Origin of the sequence: Winogradskyella undariae, assembly GCF_013285155.1 — a bacterium.
Lineage (GTDB): Bacteria > Bacteroidota > Bacteroidia > Flavobacteriales > Flavobacteriaceae > Winogradskyella > Winogradskyella undariae.
Genome location: NZ_JABTEL010000001.1, coordinates 233,329 through 254,046, shown reverse-complemented (window position 1 = coordinate 254,046; position 20,718 = coordinate 233,329). Strand labels below are relative to the sequence as shown.

The window sequence follows — 20,718 nt, the reverse complement described above, 5'->3', positions numbered from 1 at the left end:
TTTATGGAAGAACTTGACTGTTATACAATGAATTTTAGTCTTTATACTTTCTCCCAAAGACTATCTGTAAAGTAATGTTTACAATCTAAGAAATTAGATTTGACATCAAAATTAGTAGCACCTGCTAATTTTTCAATTTCATTGAGTGCATATTTTTTTGATAGCTCTGTCCATATTAACTCATTGTAACCAAAGGTAATCGTTTTATTTATAGCTTTGAGTTGTACCGTTTGTTCTCTAAGGCTAACAATATAACTTTTTACATCACCTGTTAAAGGATTGTAATGTGCATAAAAATCGAAATCATCAATTTTAAAATCGGCATCTAATTCTCTATTGATTCTTATTAGTAAATTAAGATTAAATCTTTTGGTTATTCCATGTTTATCGAAGTAAGCATCATGAATAGTGATCGGATTTTTCTTTAAATCGAAACCAATTAAAAGCTTATCTCCCTTTTTCATGTTTTTATTAAAAAGCTGAACCAATTCTTTAGCTTTATCTTCAAGATAATTTCCAATATTACCGCCTAAAAACAATAATAGACTAGGATGTTCACTTTGTTTATTTTCTTTTAAAATCTCAAAATAATCACCTACCTGTGGCTTAATACTAATACCTGGCAAACGTTCTTTTAAGCGCTTTTCTAATATATCCATGGCCTCTTTAGAAATATCAATAGGCAAATAATTAAAATCGATATTATTAGCTACTAAATATTCTAAAAGCTTGAAGGTTTTTAAGCCATCTCCTGCTCCTAATTCTAAAATATTAAACGGTGTAGAAAACTGTAAAGCCTCTGTAATTTGCTGACATTGCATGGATAAAATCTCAAATTCAGCGTTAGTGAGATAATATTCTGGCATATTCATTATATCTTGAAATATGCGACTACCATTATCGTCATAAAAATATTTTGAAGGTAAATGTTTTTCCTCTGCGGTTAAGCCTTCAAGGATATCTTGTGCAAATGTATTAGTCATAAAAAAGTTTAAGGTTTAAAACGGATCTAAAGTTCTTTGTATAATGATTGTGTTTATTTGGCAAGTCTGATTCCTGAAAATTGCCAGCGTAAGTTTGCTTGAAAAAAGTTACGATAAGTAGCTCGGCTATGATTTTTAGATGTTGCTACTGAGGCGCCACGCAAAACCATTTGATTCACCATAAATTTACCGTTATACTCTCCTAAAGCACCATCTACTTTGGTGTAATTAGGATACGGTAAATAAGCACTATTGGTCCATTCCCAAAGCTGACCATATTTAAATTGAACGGAAGCCACTTCCCATTCAAATTCCGTAGGCAAACGCATACCTTTCCATTGTGCATAAGCAAAAGCTTCATAAAATGTAACGTGACTTACCGGTAAATTACCATCAACTTCTACAAAACCGTTAAGTGTATATTGCATCCATTTCTCTTCTACATAATGCCAATACAAGGGTGCTTTGAGTTTATTATTTTGAACAAAATCCCAGCCTTCCGCATGCCAAAGATTAAAATCGTTATAACCACCTGCTTCTATAAATTGAATATATTCTGCATTAGTAACCAATCGGTTGGAAATTTGATACTCATGAAGATACACTTTATGCCTTCCTAACTCGTTATCAAAACAAAAGCCATCGTTATTATGTCCAATTTCATAAACGCCTTCTTTGATTGGAATAAATGTTTGTGTTTGTGTTTCTACCTGTAATTGAATTGTGTAATCCAATTTTGGAAATGAAGGTTGATTACCAAAAATATATTTAATATCATAAATTAATAATTCTTGGTGTTGTTGCTCGTGCTGAAGGCCAATTTCAATAATATTTGAAATTTCTTCTGATATTCCTTTCGCTATAAATTGTGCTAAGTGCTCATTTACACAAGCTCTATATTCTAAAACCGATTGTAATGTAGGTCTAGTCATTAAACCTCGTTCTGCTCTCAAAACACGTTTTCCTACATTATTGTAATAACTATTAAAATAATAGGCATAATCTTCATGAAAAACCTTGTAATCGGAACAAAAATCAGACAGTATAAATTGTTCAAAAAACCAGGTGGTATGTGCTAAGTGCCATTTTGGTGGCGACACAAAATCGGCTGGTTGAATAGAAACATCTTCGGGCTCAAGCGAACTACAAATTTGTTCCGTTTGTTGTCTTATTTCTAGAAATCGTTCAGATGTTATGGTGTTGGTGGTTATAGCTTGCACGTGTATAATTTATAGGATTTCTGTTTCAAAAATAACTTCGCTAGCAATCGTTTTATGTACTGGACAACGCGATGCTATTTCTTTTAATCGTTGGGATTGTTCTTCACTTATATCTCCTATAAATTTTAGCTTTTTACTAATATGATCTAAGTACTTAGGCTTTTCTAAAACAAGATTTAAGTCGTCACTATGTTTTCTAGAGTGCGATATGTAAACATAAACCTCTTTTAAATCCCACTTTTTTCGTTCGGCATACATTTTTAAAGTCATTACCGTACATGCAGCTAATGCCGCATTGAGATACTCGTATGGTGAAGGTCCAAAATTACTACCACCAACACTTGCTGGTTCGTCTGCAATTAACGTATGATTTTTAGTTTGAATAGAAGTGGTAAAATTATCTTCCACAATATTAAGATGTCCAACTAATTGTTCCCCTTCGGTATCGAGCATTACATTTTCCACCTTAGGGAAATATCGTTTTGCCCAAGTCCCTATAATTTCACCAACATACTGACTATCCTCTTCTTTAGTTAATAAATGATCTGCATTATCTAATGAGACAAAACTTTTAGGGTGATGTGCATTTTTATATAACTGCTCTGCATTTGCTATACCTACTGTTTTGTCAAAAGGCGAATGCATTATTAACAAAGGTTTACGCAGTGTTTTTACAAGTGCTGGTAAATCTGTTTTATCAAACTCTTCAACAAAGTCTTGATTAATAACAAAAGGGCGTCCTCCAATATTAACTTTAACATCTCCCTTTTCTTCCGATTCTTCAACCTGATGAGAAAATAAATGTTTTACATGATCTACTGTAGCTGGTGCTCCAACGGTGGCAACTGCTTTTACAGCTTCTATTTCTGAAGCCGCTACCAATACTGCTGCACCTCCAAGAGAATGACCAACAAGTAAACTTGGTGCTTGATAATGTTGAGACATATAACTATGTACGTCTAACAAGTCCTCTACATTTGCAGAGAAATGACTATCGGCAAATTCGCCTTCACTTCTTCCTAGTCCTGTAAAATCGAAACGCAGAACCGCGAATCCATTTTGCGTTAATGCTCTACTCACATTTCTAACAGCTTTTAAACTGCTACTACAAGTAAAACAATGTGCAAAAATGGCGTAGTAGTTTGGTTTCTGATTGGCTGGTAATTCTAAATTAGCATTTAGAGTTAGACCTTTTCTATTTTGTATTTTAAGCTTTGTACTTTTCATTACCTAATTTTAATCTTCAATTTGCACACCGCGCCAAAAAGCCACATGATTTTTAATCCCTTTTGCCAATTCTGATACCTCTGGATAAAACCAAGCTGCATCTTTATTTTGTTTTCCATCCACTTCTATGGTGTAATAAGAAGCAGTTCCTTTCCAAGGGCATACGGAGTGTATTTCACTCGTTTTGAAAAATTCTTTATTGATACTCTCGTGAGGAAAATAGTGGTTTTTTTCAATAACTATCGTTTTATTACTTTCTGCTATGACTTTATTATTCCAAATTGCTTTCATCTTTGTTGTTTTTTAATACCTAATAAGGACTTTTATATTACCCTATTTATGCACACGTAATTTCTATCTGTATTCAGGATTTTCGAAAGACCAATGCGTCCCACTATCCCAAGCTTCTCGAGAGTTACCATAATTACTGTAACCTTTGTTTTCCTTTAATAATTTTGCCAAGTGTAATAGATTGTAAGTCATAAAGGTCGTGTTTCTATTTGTAAATTCCGAATCAAAACCTACAGGTGGATTAATGGATTTATCCTTCCATTTTGTATCTCCATAACTAGGCCCAGGACCAACTTCACCAATCCATCCAGAATCGGCCTGCGGCGGAATAGAATAGCCAACATGTTGTAAAGCATACAATATACCCATTGCACAATGTTTTACCCCATCTTCATTACCTGTTACCATACATCCACCAACTTTACCGTAAAAAACATATTGGCCCTTTTCGTTGGTTTCTCCACTCATTGCATACAAACGTTCTATTAACTTTTGAGCCTCTGAAGATTTTTCACCTAGCCAGATTGGGGTTCCCACTATTAAAACATCTGCCTCACTTACTTTTTTATAAATACTTGGCCATTCATCTTTATCCCATCCATGCTCTGTCATATCTGGATAAACACCAACAGCAACATCACGATCTATAAATCGGATAGTTTCAAACGAAACTTTTTCCTTTTTCAGAATGTTCTGTGACACTTGCATAAGCTTTTCTGTGTGGCTTACAGCTGGTGATTTTTTTAACGTGCAATTAATATACAATACTTTGAGTTTCGAGAAATCCATTATTTTGTTTTTTAATTATTAATTTTTTTAAGAACTACATGAAAGCATTGAGCAACCCACTTTATGTCTTGCCCATTCTGGTCGTTTGGCAAACCATTTTTCGTTTTTGGGTTGCTCATCATAAGGCTTTTTAAGTAGTTGAAATAATTCATCTATTAAACTATAATCACCTTCATCAGCTTTATCAATAGCTAATTGCGCCATATAATTACGAAGTACATATTTAGGATTTACAACATTCATGCTTTGTTGTCTTTCGCTATCTGTAGCTTCTTCACTCTGTAATTTTATGTCGTAAGCTTTGAACCAAACTTTCCATTGGTCTAAAACTTTATTTTTTATTTCTTCTGATTTATAAAATGCATTACTTATAATTTCTATGCCTTTTTCGACATCTCCTTTTTTGTAATAAGCTAATTGTCTAAAGAAAATAGTCATGTCCGTTTCCGTTAAAAGCAAACAATCTTCAAGATCCGTCATTAATTTTGCATCAGCTTCAGCTTCAAATTTTAATCCTAACTTAGAACGCATCATTTGAAGCGATTGCTTTTCAAAATCAGTTTGGTATTGATTTAAAATAGCCTCTATCGGTTCTGCTTCTTCTACAAGTGGGTAAAGTGCATTGGCGAGTTGTAGTAGATTCCAAAGCCCAATGTTTGGTTGATTTCCGTAACGGTAACGCTTATTTTGCTTATCTGTAGTATTTGGCGTCCATCCAAAATCAAAATCTTCTAACCAGCCGTAAGGTCCATAATCTATCGTTAAACCTAAAATAGACATATTATCTGTATTCATAACTCCATGTACAAAACCGACACGTTGCCAATGGATAATCATCTCTAAAGTCTTTTTGGTAACAGCTTCAAAAAATTTGATATAGGTTTCTTTTGAAGGTTCTCCTAATTCGGGATAAAAGTATTTTATAGTATAATCTGTTAGTTTTTTTAAGTTTTTAATATCATTTCTTGCCGCGAATAATTCAAAATTCCCAAATCGAATAAAACTTGGTGCCAACCTAGAAACAATGGCGCCTTTTTCATAATCTGCATTTCCATTATAAAGCATATCTCTTAAAACTGCATCACCAGAGGTCATTAAACTTAACGCTCTTGTGGTTGGCACGCCTAAATAATGCATGGCTTCGCTACAAAGATATTCACGAATAGAAGATCTTAAAACCGCAAAACCATCTCCTTGTCGGGAATATGGTGTTTCACCAGATCCTTTTAGTTGTACTGCCCAACGTTTATGATGATGTTCTACTTCAAATAAATTTATTGCTCTTCCATCTCCTAATTGCCCTGCCCAATTACCAAACTGATGTCCGGCATAAGCCATAGCATAAGGTTTTGTGTCAGGATAAACTTTCGCCCCTGAAAAGGTTTCTAAAAAATCATTTGATTTTGCATCAAGTTCATCTAAACCAATTGCTTCTAACATCTCTTTTGAAACATGAAGTAATTTTGGTTGCGACGGAATCTTTGGTGTTACAAAAGAATGTGTAGCTTCAGAAACCTGACGTCTAGAGTTTCGAGCACTAGGATCTGAAGGTAATTCTCTATTAAAAGAATCTTTTATATTTAATTTCATGTATGGAAATATTGCGCTTTGTAAAATTCAGTAAAATAACATTGAAATGTTACTGCATATAAGTCGACTATTGACTCAGATCATTTCAAAATTTGAATTTTTATAAAAATACGATTTGATTGTAACTCATATAGCAAACAAAATGTTAAGTCTTAGAACTTTTTTGTAATTTCACATGATTCTTAAAAATTATTTAACCCAATGTCACAATCTCTAATTGAAGAAACTCAAGAATTTGTTTTTAACTTACTTAAAGACGAGCTCCCTAATACCTTTTTGTATCATAATTATACGCATACACAACGTGTATTGAAAAGTACGAAAGAGATTATTGAGCATTCTTCTTTGAGTGAAGAAGAAATCTTAATTTTAGAATTAAGCGCTTTGCTTCATGATACTGGCTATGTAAAAAGTTGCGAAGAACATGAAAAGGAAAGCGTTAAGATTGCTAAGACGTTCTTAAAAGATAAAAAAGTTGATGAAACTATTATTAATGCAATCTCAAGTTGTATTATGGCAACAAATGTTAACGTTGAGCCCCAAAACGAGCTTGAAAAGATTTTAAGAGATGCAGATGGCTCTCATTTTGGAAAAACATACTTCAACGAAGCCAGTGAGTTTTTAAGAAAAGAACTCGAATTACAAGGAAAGAAAAACTTTTCACCATCTGAATGGAGAAAGGAAAACATTAAAGTTTTAACTGAGAAACATCATTACTATACCGATTATGCTTTAAAAAACTGGCAAGCAGTTAAGGAAGAAAACTTAGCCAAACTTCTTAAAAAGAAGAAAAAACATAAAAAGAAACTTAACGTAGAGAAGCTAAAAGCGAAGTACAAAACGCAATACAAAAACGAAAGTCCAGAGCGTGGTGTACAAACGTTCTATAGAACAGCATTGAGAAACCACATTAAGTTAAGTGATATAGCAGATACAAAAGCTAACATCTTATTATCTGTAAATGCTATTATTATTTCTGTAGTCTTAGCCAATCTTATTTCTAAATTAGATAACAACCCATATTTAACATGGCCAACGGTAATATTTACTTTGTTCTGTGTTGTTTCTATGATTTTATCTGTCATTGCTACACGACCAAACGTTACTAGTGGACAATTTACAAAACAAGACGTTATAGATCAGAAAGTAAACTTAAGTTTCTTTGGTAATTTTCATAAGATGAAATTAGAAGAATTTGAGTGGGCTATTGGAGAAATGGTAAAAGACAAAGACTACATTTATAAAGCTCTAACCAAAGATTTATACTTTTTAGGTATTGTTTTAGAACGAAAATACAGATTACTTAGAATGACATATACCGTATTTATGATTGGCATTATTGTGTCCTTAATTTCGTTTGCTGTGGCTATAAAAAATAATCCTGCATTAGATATCGTTGATATTATTCCAGAATCCTCATCAACTACTTATATTAACAGTTTTCAAATTACCCCCCACCTTTAAGACTCTATCGTAGCCATTAAATCATCATAAGTGTAATGCTCTTTATCATTATTTAAACCACTATACAACAAACTAACACGCAAGGCTTTTAAACCAGTAACACCCTGTAAATCTTCAACTTCTATATACTCTAAATCATCAGACAATATCTGTTTAGATTGTAAGAAATTAATATATCTTACATATTCTTCTTCATCTTCTTTTTGAGAATAGAAAATTGTAATTTTCCCTTTTTGAGTAATACGTTCTTGTGTTCCTTTAACAAAAGCTTTATCTACACGCTTTTTAACCACTTCGTAACGCGCATTATAAGTCCCATCAACATCAAATCGTTTTTCATCCATTCTAAAACGAATCGATAACGGCTGATTAAACACCAAAATCATTGAGGCAACATCTAAAGCTATTGGATATTTATCTTGATTATGGTAATAATCATTTTCCATCTCACACATAACCTGCAATTGCCACAGTCTTAAATTGTAGAGATAAATCATATCAAAACTATCCTCCTTGGTAATAGACTCACCTATATACATATTATGTTCTACACCATCCGTTTTAAAACGTTCAAAAAAGTGAGGATACATCTTCTGTGCCTCTATTTGTTTCTGATCTAACAATGAAGACATATTTCTGTTAATATACTTTACAGTATCATCATAATGTTTTCGGTTAAAATAGACGACATTTAGATTCTTATCTATCTTACTAAAATAAGATTCAACATCAGCTTTCAGTGACGGTTGTGTTTTCTTAATTAATTCAAAAACAGGTTTTAATTTCTCACTTAAAAAAACAGAAACCTCATGTTCACTATAAACTTTAAAAGTTGTTTTTAATCCATTTTCAAATTCACCAATTTGAAATTTCATCTGTTCATAAATAGGCAAATCACTGACCTCAATACTCTTATCTAAAACTTTATCAGCTAATTTTAATTGCAATAACAAATCTTTCTGTGTCGCTGTATTTCTAGCTGTTGAAGAACCTTTGACATCAATCTGACCGTATAACGGGTACACATTTTTAAATGCAATTTTTCTAAAAGAAGGAGATTTATCTGAAAGCCTTTCTGATTTTATATAATGTTTAGCTTCTTCAACAAATTTCCAATGAACACTAGAATGAATAGAAGTACATTCCTTTTGTATAAGCGCCTCAATTAAGTTAGACTCTTCATTTTTAGAACGCTGAATAGCCGACTCAATAAACGGCATAACGTCCTCTAATTTATTTGCATTAATGCTATTTAAAACTTTTGGTTTTTTAGAAACAATTTCTAAAATCCCCATTAAGCCCTCATCATTTGCTATGGGTGCAAAAATGGCACTTTGTATATTTTGATTATCTAAAACTTTAATATGAGGAGGGTTACAATCCGTGTTTTTCAATGCTTTTTTTACATCTGAAACAGAAAAATATTTCTTCTCATTAAGTAGTCTATTGTAAGACCAATCACAAAGCGTATCCGAACACTGTGCTGTATCTAATTCATTAAGTAAAAAACTATTTACTCCTACTCCATAAAGACGTTCAAAAGTATCCGTTTCTTTATTATACATTGAAAAACCGACCTTAATAGATTTCAAGCCTAAAAGTGAGCGAAATATTTCATGGAAATTATTGAAAAAATTTTTATCGTCTCCTTTAACTTCTTTAATTAAACCCGATTTAATATTTGAGATCGATTGGTCATCTGTAACATCAAACATATTTGATATTATAAAACCATCAAATTCATAACTATTTGGTGGAAACTTTTCCTTCCAAAGATCTATATTATCAAAGTTATCTAATAACTCATCGTAATCTTCTTGAGTTATTTTTGGCGTACCAGGTTTTGGTTTTATTTCTGTAAAATCTGCATTATATAAAATTTTATAATAATGCATAACACCGTTTTCATCAGGAATTTCATAAAAAAATGGACGCTTAAAATTTAATGAGTATCCATAACAGAAGTTTAATACAATACTACAAGCCGTAATATACATCTGCTCTGTAGGCATATTTTGTATTTCTAACTCATAATCATTCCCCGCTGCTTTTATAATGGATTTAAAACGCTCGGAAGGATTAAATATGAAATTATAAAATGGCAAAGCTGCTGTTTTAATTTCATTTTGAGTTAGTAACGGATTAAAGGTATCCTGAAGAATCCCTTCGATTTCCTTTTCATAAGTTTTAAATACAGAAAACTTGCTAAAACCCTCTCTTAATATAGGGTTGTTTTCGGCAATTTTAAGCACACGCTGTGCATTAGCAACAATAAAGTCATTATCAGCATGAATTAATTCATCATACTTTTCTAATAATTTATTAAAACTAACCTTAATGCTAAAAGGAGATTCTATATGGTTATTAATGTCCAACACTTAATTTTTGATGTTAACCTAAGTTACGAATAATTATCTTAGTCGTAACTTAGGTCTATTTATTACACTGCAAAATTAACGTAAAAACAAATATTTAAACTCAAATAGAGCCGCTATTATTTCTTTTTTAAGCTGATAGCAAAACCACCTCCTTCAGCTAATTTCACACTTAATTTAGAATCTTTTTTAATCTCTATTTTTTCGATAGAAATATCTAAAGGATTGTTATCCCAATGCGCATTTTCACCATCTTTATAAATAACAACCTCATACTCTTGATTCTCGCCTAAAAAATCGAATGTTAAATCTACAGTTCTAGCTTTTTCATCTGTAATTCCTCCAACAAACCAGTTTCCTGTTCCTCTTTCTTTTCTAGCAATAGTAACATAATCACCAACCTCACCGTTTAATACTTTGGTTGTTTCCCAATCTACTCCAACATCTTTTATAAACTGAAGTGGTTCTGGATTCGCTTCGTAATGCTCTACCAAATCGGCAGCCATTTGCACCGGACTATAAATCACCACATACAATGCTAATTGTTGAGCAATAGTAGTATTAACTTGATTATCCTTTTTGTACTCATCAAATTTAATATTAAAAATACCAGGTGTAAAATCTATCGGTCCCGATAACATTCTTGTAAAAGCAACAATTGGTAAGTGCTCTGGTGGATTTCCGCCATCTGTAGCCCAAGCGTTAAATTCTTGCCCTCTTAAACCTTCTCTCGATATAATATTTGGATACGTTCTACGCAATCCTGTTGCTTTTATAGGCTCGTGCGCATTAACAGCAACCTCATATTTTGCGGCCTTAATTGCTGCGTTATTATAATGATTCACCATATATTGTCCATGATGATATTCACCTTTTGGTAAAATCTTACCAACATAACCAGATTTTACGGTATGCATGCCGTATTTCTGCATCAATGCATAAGCAGTATCTTGTTGTTTAGTATAGGTTTCCGTTGCTGCAGAAGTTTCGTGATGCATAATAATATCTACACCTTTTTCCTTTCCGTAACGCACTACTTCATCTATATCGTAATCCGGATAAGGGGTTACAAAGTCAAAAACACCTTCGCGGTCTTCAAAACCAATCCAATGCTCCCAACCGGTATTCCAACCTTCTACTAAAACACCTCCCATGTTATTTTTAGCGGAAAAATCAATAAATCGTTTTACGTTTTCAGTATTAGCACCGTGTGTTCCATTAGATTTCCCTCCGTCAGTCCATGTACTCATATCTTGCGTCATCCCATAATCCCAAGATGATTTACCCAAGTGCATTTCCCACCAAATACCTGTGTATTTCATGGGCTTAAACCAAGATACGTCACCTAGTTTATTAGGTTCATTTAAATTTACAATAAGTTTCGATTCTATTAAATCTGGCGCATTATCTGCAATTTGAATCGTTCTCCAGGGCGTATTAAACGGTATGGTACGTTTCACCTTATAATCCGTGTTTTCAGAACCTACTAAATTACTTACTAAGTTTAAATTTTCTGTATCTACTTTTAAAGTCATACCTGAATAATCCACTAAAGAAGCTTCATGAAAACTTAAATGCGTTCCGTCATTCCCAACCATTGTAACAGGTGTATTTACGGCATTTTCTGGTATATACGTTTGTGCTAAATTAGCATGATTAGCATGCTTTAAAGCATCTATTTCTGATAGCTTTGTAGTATTATATAAATGCTCGTAAATATCCCAATCTCCAGGAATCCAAAAGGTTTTGTAATCTTCAGTAAGATTAAATTCAGTATGCTCTTCAGTTATAAAAATATCACCTTTTAATCGTGCTTGCTTTGGGAATTCGTATCTAAAACCAATACCATCATCATAGACTTTAAATACAATATTTAAAAAGCGTTCTGGACTTGTTTTTTCTTGAAGCTCAACCTTTAATTCGTTATAATGGTTAACTACATCTAACTGTTCTCCCCAAGGCATTTGCCATGTTTCATTAAACGTTGAGGCTGTCGTGCTTTTAATTATGAAATTCTTATTAAAAGCAGGAGCATCTTTAAACTCGAAACCTAAGTAAGAGGTATCAACAACCGTTTTATTATTGAATTGAACCGTATAAAATGGTCGTCCTTCATTATTAATATTGAAACTAATGGCAACTTCTGAGTTTGGCGACTTAGCTTCTAAAATTGTTTTTTCTGTTTTAGAACAAGAGAAAAAACCAATAGTTATTAGAAGTATGGCGAATTTAATTTTCATGTTTATCTTTTTTCGATTAATACTATATTAAAACCTGAGTCTATCGTTATTTTTCCATTTTCTACAGTTGCTGTTTCTCCAGAATATGCATCACGCAGCATTACTCTTTCTTGAAAAACTTTAGAGACATCAATTACTTTTTTACCTTTTTCAAGATCTAAACCAACAACCACTTTATCTATATAATCCTCTGATTGGTAACTTCTACAGAAATAATAAGGCGAAGCTAAAATCATCTGATGAGTTCCCGCACCAACTGCTGGATGTTTAGCTCTAAATTGTCCTAATTTTTGCCAATGCGTTAATACTTTTTTCGTTGTTGGATTATTAGCTATAGAATCCCAATTCATAAATGAGCGTAATGTTGCATCTCCTTCTGTTCCTTCAATAACTAAAGACCTAGCCGATTCATCACCATAATAAATTTGAGCTGTTCCTGGTGCCAATAACAATTTATTAGCCGTAACATAAGGCTTTTTTCTTAAAGCATCAAATGGACTGCCATCATCATGAGAACTTAAGTAGTTTAAGGTTCCGAAGCCTTTTAATTCATTCTGTAAAATCTGAGAATAATTAGAAAATAAATCTTCATAGCTTTTATCTTTTGAATTGTATTTGAACTCAAAATTAATCAAACTTTGAAAACTTGGTGGATTAAAATAATTCACTTTTTTATCTCCAAAATCATAAAATTGACCGCTACTAATTCCGTAGTTATAAATCTCTCCAACTAAATAAAAATTGTTATCATCTATAACTTTATCTGGATTGCTTTTCTTGAATTCTGCAAACGCATAATCACATTCTACTTTAAATTCCTGCCAAACATATTCTTCCGTATGCTTTACAGTATCTGCTCTGTAACCATCTACACCAAATTCTGTAATGTAATCCGTTAACCATTTCATAATATAAAAACGCGGTGCCCTTGGGTGACCTGTACGCTCAAAAAATTCGTCGAGCTCTTTTACTTCTTGATCGTAACGTCCTTCTGCTTTCCACTTTTCTACTAATTGTGGTGGTAAAGCAACAGCTTCATTACTTTCGGTTCTAATATCTGGAAGATTTGCTACCAACGTACAACTGATGGTATTGTTGTAATTATCGTAAGAACATTGTTTGTCCGTACGCACCCATTCTTCTGGCCAAACTGGGTCTTTTTCCGTTACTGGACCTGTATGATTTATTACCGCATCTAACACTATTCTAATCCCTTTAGCATGTGCTTCTTTTACTAACTGGTGCAAATCTTCTTTGGTTCCAAAATTTGGATCAATAGTAGTCCAATCCTTAGTCCAATACCCATGATAACCATAAGTCGTTCCTGTTCCTTCATCAGTTCCACCATGAATTTGCTCTACAATTGGCGTCATCCAAATAGCATTAATTCCAAGATCGGTAAAATAACCTTCTTTTACTTTTTGTGTAATCCCTTTAATATCTCCACCTTCAAAACCTCTCAGCTTTCCTGTTTCTTTTGTTCTATCAAAATTGAGATCATTAGACGTATCACCGTTATTAAAACGGTCTGTCAATAAAAAATATAGATTTGCACCTTCCCAAACAAATGGCGTTTCTACAACATCTGATACCTCTGCAGCAGTTGTCTTGTTCTCTGTATCCTTATTTTTACAACTCAAGGTGATTAGGATTATGGTGAATAAAATTAGTTTTTTCATGTGTTTTTATTATTACTTCTCGATATAAATTTGTTCATACTTTTCAAATTCACTCGAAGTGACGATTGTTTATTATTGTAAGACCGGCTAGGACTTTATTTGATTTTTAAGATGAAAGACTCTAAAGGTTTCACATCAATTCTTACTTCAGCCTTACCATTTACAACTTTTAATGTTGAAGTATAGGTATTGTATAATTGATCTTTTACTTCGTATTCTCCATCTTGAAGCTTTAATTTCTGAACTAAATCTTCAGGTAACTGCAACTCAAATCCGTACGCATTATCTGCATTAAAATTTGAAATAATAATCAACTTCTCATCTTCACTCCAACGCACAAAAGACAATACTTTATCGTTATACCATTCCGTATGTTCTTGATTATACCATTGAATATCTTGATAATCTCCCATCAATGCAGAACTATTAATGGTGAAGTTTAATAAACGCTTATAAAAATCACGAAGTTCTTTTTCTGCTTCAGTAGATTGTCCGCCATCAAACCAATAATCATTTACCCAACGCACTTGACTTGGCACAGATCCATAATCAAAAATAGAGGTTCGGCTTGGATCTCCAAAACCTAAATCTTCTGCTCCTGGCTCTCCTAATTCTTGTCCAAAATAAATCATCGTTGGTGCTGTAGACGAAGTTGCAGAAACCACCATTGCAGGTTTTCCTTTAACTGCACTGCCTGCAAATTCGGGACTTGCAATACGTTGCTCATCATGGTTTTCTAAAAAGTGAAGCATGTGGTGTTCAATATCACGCAATTCATTTAAAATTGGTGGAATATTATTTGTACTTCCGTGACCTTGCACCACGTTTTTTAATGTATCGTACAACTGAACTTTATCGTAGAGATAGTCCATTTTACCTCTTTTAATATAATCTCTATATAAACTTGGATTGTAAACCTCAGCTAATAAAAAGGCATCTGGATTTTTCATTTTTATATGAGAATTCATATAACTCCAAAACTCCACAGGCACCATTTCTGCCATATCATAACGAAAACCATCAATACCTTTTTCTGTCCAATACAGAGCGATATCTTTAAATTTTATCCATGAACTAGGAACAATTTTATCACTCCAAAATTCATAATGTTTTTTGTAATTTTCATTCTCAAAACCATCTGGCAATTCGTCAAAGTCTTTTCTCCCATCTGGACTAATTCCGTAATTAACCTTTACGGTTTCGTACCAATCATTCATATCTGGTTGCGATGCTCTTGAGCCATTTCCAGTCCATTTTGCCGGAATCTCTTCAAACTTACTGTCTGCTAAAACTGTTTTTTCACCACCTAAAGGTTGGTAACCATTTTTCCATTTGGGTACTTTAAAAGCTTCACCTGGATTGTAATAAAAGTTATTATTAACGTCGTAAGTTTTGGTTTTATCATCTTCTGCTCCAAAATCGGTAACACCCTCAGGGTTGGATAAACTTTGGTAATTACGAGCCACGTGATTAGGCACTATATCAATAATCACTTTTAATCCTGCTTCATGAGAACGCTTTATTAAGTTTTCAAATTCTAGTAATCTATGATCAATATTTATCGCTAAATCCGGATTTACATTATAATAATCCTTTACCGCATATGGTGAACCTGCTCTTCCTTTTACAATATCTGGATCGTCATTTGAAATGCCATATTTAGTGTAATCTGTAATCACATCATGATGCGGAACACCTGTGTACCAAATGTGAGTGACTCCTAAATCTTTAATTTCAGCTAAAGCTTTATTTGTAAAATCATTAAACTTCCCAACACCATTCTCTTCCAAAGTTCCCCAAGGTTTATTGGTGGTATTTGTGTTTCCAAACAAACGTGTAAAAACCTGATAAACGACTTCCTTTTTCTTCATTTCCGTTTTAATTACTTCTGATTTTGGCGATTCTTTTACTTCATTTTTACAACCGACAAACACCGTAAAAACAAGAGCAATTAAGATAAGATTTTTTATGTGCATTCGTTTATTTTTTTAGTTTGATTTTAATTTCTTTTACTTCGGAAGTATTCCAAGTTACAGGAACTATCAATGTATTTGTTTCTTCATTATAAAAGAAAGGAATTTTACTACCAATAATCTTTACATTTTTTGGACTCTCTAGAATATTATGAATAATTAAATCTATTGATTTAGTTTTCGATTCAAACTGAGAATCCTTACTTGTTTCGAATTTAAATTGCAGATTAGACCCTTTAAATGCAGCTTTAAAATCTAATAATTCAAAATTCTCTGTATTGGCTTCAAGTCCGTTATCATTGTATAATTTGTATGTAGTTTTTGGCGTACTTGAATCGAAATAATAATGTAACTCAAAATTATCACTATTAAAATCCGTTGTCGACTGCATCGGTTTTGCCATCGGAATAAAAGCACCTGCTCTTACATAAGTTGGAATCGTATTTTCTTTTAGTTGAACGGTTTTGCTTTGTCCACCTTCTACTTTTTCATTGGTATAAAAATCGAACCATACATTATCCTTTGGAAAATAGATTTCTTGTTCCGTAAGCTCAGCTTCCAAAACTGGTGACACTAAAATAGCATCTCCCCATAAATAGGTTTTTGAATAATTAAATAGAGCTACATTATCCGCTTCTTCAAAAAACAAAGGTCGCATTAAAGGTTTACCAGATTGGTTATTTTCATAAACCAAATTGTAATTATATGGCAATAATTTATAACGCAACGTAATTGCTTCTTTGGCCAATGCTTTTGCTTTTTTACTTCTAAAAACGGGTTCGCTTGGTACGTCTTCTTGCGCGTGTGGTCTAAAAATAGGGTTAAAAACTCCGTATTGTAACCAACGCACATATAATTCATCATCTAAATTAGCACCTGCAAATCCGCCTAAATCACTATGCATATAAGCCAAACCTTGCATTCCCATTTGTAGAGCAATTTCAGGTTGACTTTGTAAACCTCCCCAAGTTCGGTTAACATCTCCAGACCATGGAATCATACCGTAGCGTTGTGAGCCTGAATAACCTGCTCGCATTAAAATGAAAGGTCTTGTATTTGGAAAATCACGTTGATAACCTTCGTGGATTAATCGTGCCCAATCGTGTCCATAAATATTATGAACCTCATCTGCAGAACCTGTATGATGTTGTACCCAACTTGGATGTACTTCTGGCTCTCCTAAATCACCCCAAATACCTGCAACACCCATATTAGCGATATCTTTATAGATGTTCCAAAACCATTTTTCGCCTTCGGGTTTATATATATCTATGAGTCCCGTATTTCCGAAATAGAAATCATATTTAGCAGGATTCCCTATAGAATCTTTAGCTAAAACATCTTTTTCAACAGCTTCTTCCCATTTTTTAGACGTAGTAAGCACAAAAGGTTCTGTAATAGTTATGGTTTTTACACCTTTATTATTAAGACGTTTTACCATGCCTTCAAAATCAGGAAAAGAATCTCTGAAGACTTCCAAATTCCCCATCGTTCCTTTTAAGTCTTTTCCGAACCAATATAAATCTAGAATGATAGCATCAACCGGAATTTCTTCTTCTTTAAATTTATTGATAGTCATTTCTACTTCTTCCTGCGAATGATACCCAAAACGACTAGAGAAATTCCCCAAAGCCCAACGTGGCAACATAGGCTGTTTCCCTGTTAGATTTGTATAATTATTAGTGATGTCGTACCAAGACTCCCCTACGATGACTTGATAGGTTTTACGTCCTGAAATCGTTTCATATTTCAACGTATTATCGCCTTTACTATCTAAGTCTAAGAAACCAATTGGTGCATTATCAAAGTGAATCATGTATTGGTTAGAAGACAATACAATTGGCAAAGTAAAGTTCATTAATTCACTATGGGTTTCGTAACCATAATGCGCTCTATTATAAAGCTGAAGTCGATATCCACGACGATTCATACCTAAAGCTCTTGCGCCTCCTCCATATAAAACCTCATCTTTAGTAAGGTTAAATTCTATGGTTTCTAGACTGTCGTTTTTAACATAACCTCCTTTTTCAGATGTTATGAGTTTGTCTTTGTAGTAATATGAAATTTGAAATGGATTTTTAGTGATTTTGATAGCAATACCATCTGTTTTAAGATCTATAATTTCTTCACCTTCTAAAACTTCAAAAATTAAAAAATTAGGTTTTGCTATAACGGCATGAGAATCTGAATTTATAGTTTCACCATTTGGAATAAATGAAGTTTCTACCACTTCTGAAGCATAAGCTTGAAAAATATAAACACCATCATTTACTTTTATAGATGGAACCCCTTTATTTACCCAAGCGAAGGATTGAAATGTGCGTTCTGTATTTTGTGCATTAATTAAAAATGAGGAAAATATACATGCTAAGAATAGAATTATTTGCTTCATATTAAAACTTATAATTACAAGGTTTATTTTTTCAAACGCAACGAAAAATTTATTCTATTTCATTTCATTATGAAAAAATACCTACAAGGTTTTAGAAACCTTGCAGGATATTAAATTTATTTGGTTTTGTACTTCGTTTGCACTTAACTACCGACTAAATCTACAGTATTACACCGTCATTAACTTATTAGGACTGATAGTCACTTCTTTTCCGTTGACAAAAATCTGTAAATCCTTATCGCCTTCTAATTCGAATTTCGTTTCATTTTGATTGACACTTACTTTAACAACTTGGTGTCTAAAATTTACTTTAAAAGAGTAACCATCCCATTGTTTTGGAATTTTTGGTTCAAATGATAAGGTGTCATTTTTAACACGCATACCTCCAAAACCTTCTACAATACTCATCCACGTTCCTGCCATTGAAGTAATATGCAATCCTTCGTGAACTTCGTGGTTATAATCGTCTAAATCTAAACGCGAAGTTCTTAAATAGAATGTATATGCTTGGTCCATTCGGTCTAACTTAGCCGCCTGAATACTGTGTACACATGGTGACAAAGAACTTTCGTGAACGGTGAATGGTTCATAAAAATCGAAATGACGCTCTAATTCTTCCGTTGTAAATTCATCTTCAAAGAAATACATCCCCTGAAGTGTATCGGCTTGTTTTATATATGGTGAACGTAGAATTCTATCCCAAGACCATTTTTGATTAATTGGACGTTGCGACTTATCTAAATCTGTAACTGTAATTAATTCTTTATCTAAGAAACCATCTTGCTGTAAGTATACATTATGTTTTTCAGAATAAGGAAAATACATATTGTCAGCAACATTTAACCATTCGCTAACTTCTGCTTTAGATAGCTTGGTTTTATCCATTACACGTGTGTAGTCCGCACTGTACTCTGCTTCTACTTTTTCTATACTTTGAGCTGCATATTTAATACACCATTGCGCGATATAGTTGGTATAAAAGTTATTATTTACGTTATTTTCATATTCGTTTGGCCCCGTTACACCTAGAATAACATACTTATTTTTATTCGTAGAGAATGTGGCGCGTTGATGCCAGAATCTTGCAATACCAATAAGTACTTCTAATCCCATTTCGGGGATATAACTATAATCTCCAGTATATCTATAATAGTTAAAAATAGCAAAAGCGATAGCTCCGTTTCTATGGATTTCTTCGAATGTAATTTCCCATTCATTATGGCATTCTTCACCATTCATCGTTACCATAGGATACAATGCAGCACCATTTTTAAAGCCTAATTTTTCACCATTTTCAATAGCTTTTTGCAAATGATCATGTCTGTAAGCTAATAAATTTCTTGCAACACTTTGGTCTTTTGTTGCCATGTAAAATGGTATACAATACGCTTCTGTGTCCCAATACGTACTTCCACCATATTTTTCACCTGTAAACCCTTTTGGACCAATATTTAAGGTTTTATCAGTGCCTAAATAGGTTTGATTTAAGTGAAATATATTAAAACGAATACCTTGTTGTGCTTTTACATCGCCTTCTATTGTGATATCTGCGGTATCCCAAATATTAGCCCATGCTTGTTTTTGATCTTCTAATAATTTAGTGAATCCTATTAAGGTCGCTTTATCTAAAGTTGATTTTGCTACCGTAATTACTTCGGTTTTATCAAGATTTCGATCTACTGTATAACCACCAAATTTATGGATAGAAAATGTATCGCCTTTAGTTACCTTTTGTGTATATGAAAATGCAATAGTCGTATCTGTTTCTTCTTTTTCTGAAGCTATTTCTACTTGATTTCCATTATGAAATAATTGCGATTCCATAAACGTACAGGTATAAAACTCAGTTTTCATGGTTTTAGCTTCTATAAACGCTTTTTCACCTTCTTGAGATACTTTTACGGTATCCCAAAACTTATCGTCCCAGTTAGTATCTTCATTAGTGATGCCACTATCTAAATAAGGTTGGTAAGTTATAGTTGCATCTGCATTTAATGGCTTAACAGAATAATCAATAGCACCTAATTCGTCTATATCTAAACTTAAAAAACGCTTTACATTGACTTCTACTTCTATATCATTTGGAAGTGTTGCCGTAAAACTTCTTGACAACCAACCTTCTTTCATGTTTAATTCTCGCTTAAAATTTTCTACATTTTTACACGTATGAAGATCTAAAGCCTCTCCATTAATAGAAACATTAATCCCAATCCAACTTGGTGCATTTAATACCTTTGCAAAATATTCTGGATAACCGTTTTTCCACCAACCTACTCTAGTTTTATCTGGATAGTATACACCCGCGATATAACTACCTTGAAATGTTGGTCCTGAATAGTGTTCTTCAAAATTAGCACGTTGTCCCATAGCTCCGTTTCCGATACTAAACAAACTTTCTGATGCCTTAACTTGTTGAGGATCGAATCCTTCTTCTAAGATTGACCAATTGTTTGGTATGATATAATCTAGATTCATTATGATGATATTTTAAACCT

At 33.0% G+C, this 20,718-nt stretch carries 13 protein-coding genes; 1 reads left to right on the top strand and 12 read right to left on the bottom strand.

What is annotated here, in order from left to right; translation table 11 throughout:
• Positions 1-41: 41 nt before the first annotated feature.
• The 6 genes from HSX10_RS01055 to HSX10_RS01030 form a co-directional block, all read right to left on the bottom strand.
• Positions 42-983 (bottom strand): L-histidine N(alpha)-methyltransferase, encoded by a 942-nt coding sequence (locus tag HSX10_RS01055; RefSeq protein WP_173586345.1) that lies wholly within the window; start codon positions 981-983, stop codon positions 42-44.
• A gap of 53 nt (positions 984-1,036) precedes the next feature.
• Positions 1,037-2,203 (bottom strand): ergothioneine biosynthesis protein EgtB, encoded by a 1,167-nt coding sequence (gene egtB / locus HSX10_RS01050; protein WP_437344036.1) that lies wholly within the window; start codon positions 2,201-2,203, stop codon positions 1,037-1,039.
• A gap of 9 nt (positions 2,204-2,212) precedes the next feature.
• Positions 2,213-3,430, bottom strand: a complete 1,218-nt coding sequence (locus HSX10_RS01045; RefSeq protein WP_173586344.1) for a bifunctional alpha/beta hydrolase/OsmC family protein — start codon at positions 3,428-3,430, stop codon at positions 2,213-2,215.
• 9 nt (positions 3,431-3,439) lie between these two features.
• Positions 3,440-3,721 carry a DUF427 domain-containing protein gene (locus HSX10_RS01040; RefSeq protein WP_173586343.1) on the bottom strand — a complete coding sequence of 94 codons (282 nt, stop codon included), beginning with the start codon at positions 3,719-3,721 and terminating at the stop codon, positions 3,440-3,442.
• A gap of 63 nt (positions 3,722-3,784) precedes the next feature.
• Complete coding sequence (locus tag HSX10_RS01035) at positions 3,785-4,510, bottom strand: flavodoxin family protein (protein WP_173586342.1); 726 nt, start codon at positions 4,508-4,510, stop codon at positions 3,785-3,787.
• Positions 4,511-4,537: 27 nt separating this feature from the next.
• The gene (locus tag HSX10_RS01030) at positions 4,538-6,100 is read right to left on the bottom strand and encodes a protein adenylyltransferase SelO (RefSeq protein ID WP_173586341.1); all 1,563 of its coding nucleotides are present in this window, start codon (positions 6,098-6,100) and stop codon (positions 4,538-4,540) included.
• Between the two features lie 201 nt (positions 6,101-6,301).
• Here HSX10_RS01030 and HSX10_RS01025 point away from each other — a divergent pair, with 201 nt between their 5' ends.
• The gene (locus HSX10_RS01025) at positions 6,302-7,564 is read left to right on the top strand and encodes a Pycsar system effector family protein (protein WP_173586340.1); all 1,263 of its coding nucleotides are present in this window, start codon (positions 6,302-6,304) and stop codon (positions 7,562-7,564) included.
• Here the strand turns inward: HSX10_RS01025 and HSX10_RS01020 are convergent.
• From HSX10_RS01020 to HSX10_RS00995, 6 genes are all read right to left on the bottom strand, one after another.
• Positions 7,561-9,942, bottom strand: a complete 2,382-nt coding sequence (locus tag HSX10_RS01020) for a GAF domain-containing protein (RefSeq protein WP_367651248.1) — start codon at positions 9,940-9,942, stop codon at positions 7,561-7,563. The two genes, HSX10_RS01025 and HSX10_RS01020, sit on opposite strands and share 4 nt — an antisense overlap.
• A gap of 116 nt (positions 9,943-10,058) precedes the next feature.
• Positions 10,059-12,179: a glycoside hydrolase family 97 protein gene (locus HSX10_RS01015; RefSeq protein ID WP_173586338.1), complete on the bottom strand. Its 2,121-nt coding sequence runs from the start codon at positions 12,177-12,179 to the stop codon at positions 10,059-10,061.
• Positions 12,180-12,181: 2 nt separating this feature from the next.
• A complete protein-coding gene (locus HSX10_RS01010) occupies positions 12,182-13,858 on the bottom strand; it encodes an alpha-amylase family glycosyl hydrolase (RefSeq protein ID WP_173586337.1) in 1,677 nt (558 codons plus the stop codon).
• Between the two features lie 95 nt (positions 13,859-13,953).
• Complete coding sequence (locus tag HSX10_RS01005) at positions 13,954-15,834, bottom strand: alpha-amylase family glycosyl hydrolase (protein ID WP_173586336.1); 1,881 nt, start codon at positions 15,832-15,834, stop codon at positions 13,954-13,956.
• A 4-nt stretch (positions 15,835-15,838) separates the two neighbouring features.
• A complete protein-coding gene (locus HSX10_RS01000) occupies positions 15,839-18,223 on the bottom strand; it encodes a TIM-barrel domain-containing protein (protein ID WP_173586335.1) in 2,385 nt (794 codons plus the stop codon).
• A 168-nt stretch (positions 18,224-18,391) separates the two neighbouring features.
• A complete protein-coding gene (locus tag HSX10_RS00995; protein WP_173586334.1) occupies positions 18,392-20,698 on the bottom strand; it encodes a glycoside hydrolase family 65 protein in 2,307 nt (768 codons plus the stop codon).
• Positions 20,699-20,718 lie beyond the last annotated feature (20 nt).

Excerpts from the sequence above, each read along its gene's own strand:
- HSX10_RS01030 (WP_173586341.1), bottom strand. The coding sequence starts at position 6,100 with ATGAAATTAAATATAAAAGATTCTTTTAATAGAGAATTACCTTCAGAT.
- HSX10_RS01010 (WP_173586337.1), bottom strand. The coding sequence starts at position 13,858 with ATGAAAAAACTAATTTTATTCACCATAATCCTAATCACCTTGAGTTGT.
- HSX10_RS01000 (WP_173586335.1), bottom strand. The coding sequence starts at position 18,223 with ATGAAGCAAATAATTCTATTCTTAGCATGTATATTTTCCTCATTTTTA.
- HSX10_RS01015 (WP_173586338.1), bottom strand. The coding sequence starts at position 12,179 with ATGAAAATTAAATTCGCCATACTTCTAATAACTATTGGTTTTTTCTCT.
- HSX10_RS01035 (WP_173586342.1), bottom strand. The coding sequence starts at position 4,510 with ATGGATTTCTCGAAACTCAAAGTATTGTATATTAATTGCACGTTAAAA.
- HSX10_RS01040 (WP_173586343.1), bottom strand. The coding sequence starts at position 3,721 with ATGAAAGCAATTTGGAATAATAAAGTCATAGCAGAAAGTAATAAAACG.
- HSX10_RS01045 (WP_173586344.1), bottom strand. The coding sequence starts at position 3,430 with ATGAAAAGTACAAAGCTTAAAATACAAAATAGAAAAGGTCTAACTCTA.
- HSX10_RS01055 (WP_173586345.1), bottom strand. The coding sequence starts at position 983 with ATGACTAATACATTTGCACAAGATATCCTTGAAGGCTTAACCGCAGAG.
- HSX10_RS00995 (WP_173586334.1), bottom strand. The coding sequence starts at position 20,698 with ATGAATCTAGATTATATCATACCAAACAATTGGTCAATCTTAGAAGAA.
- HSX10_RS01025 (WP_173586340.1), top strand. The coding sequence starts at position 6,302 with ATGTCACAATCTCTAATTGAAGAAACTCAAGAATTTGTTTTTAACTTA.
- HSX10_RS01005 (WP_173586336.1), bottom strand. The coding sequence starts at position 15,834 with ATGCACATAAAAAATCTTATCTTAATTGCTCTTGTTTTTACGGTGTTT.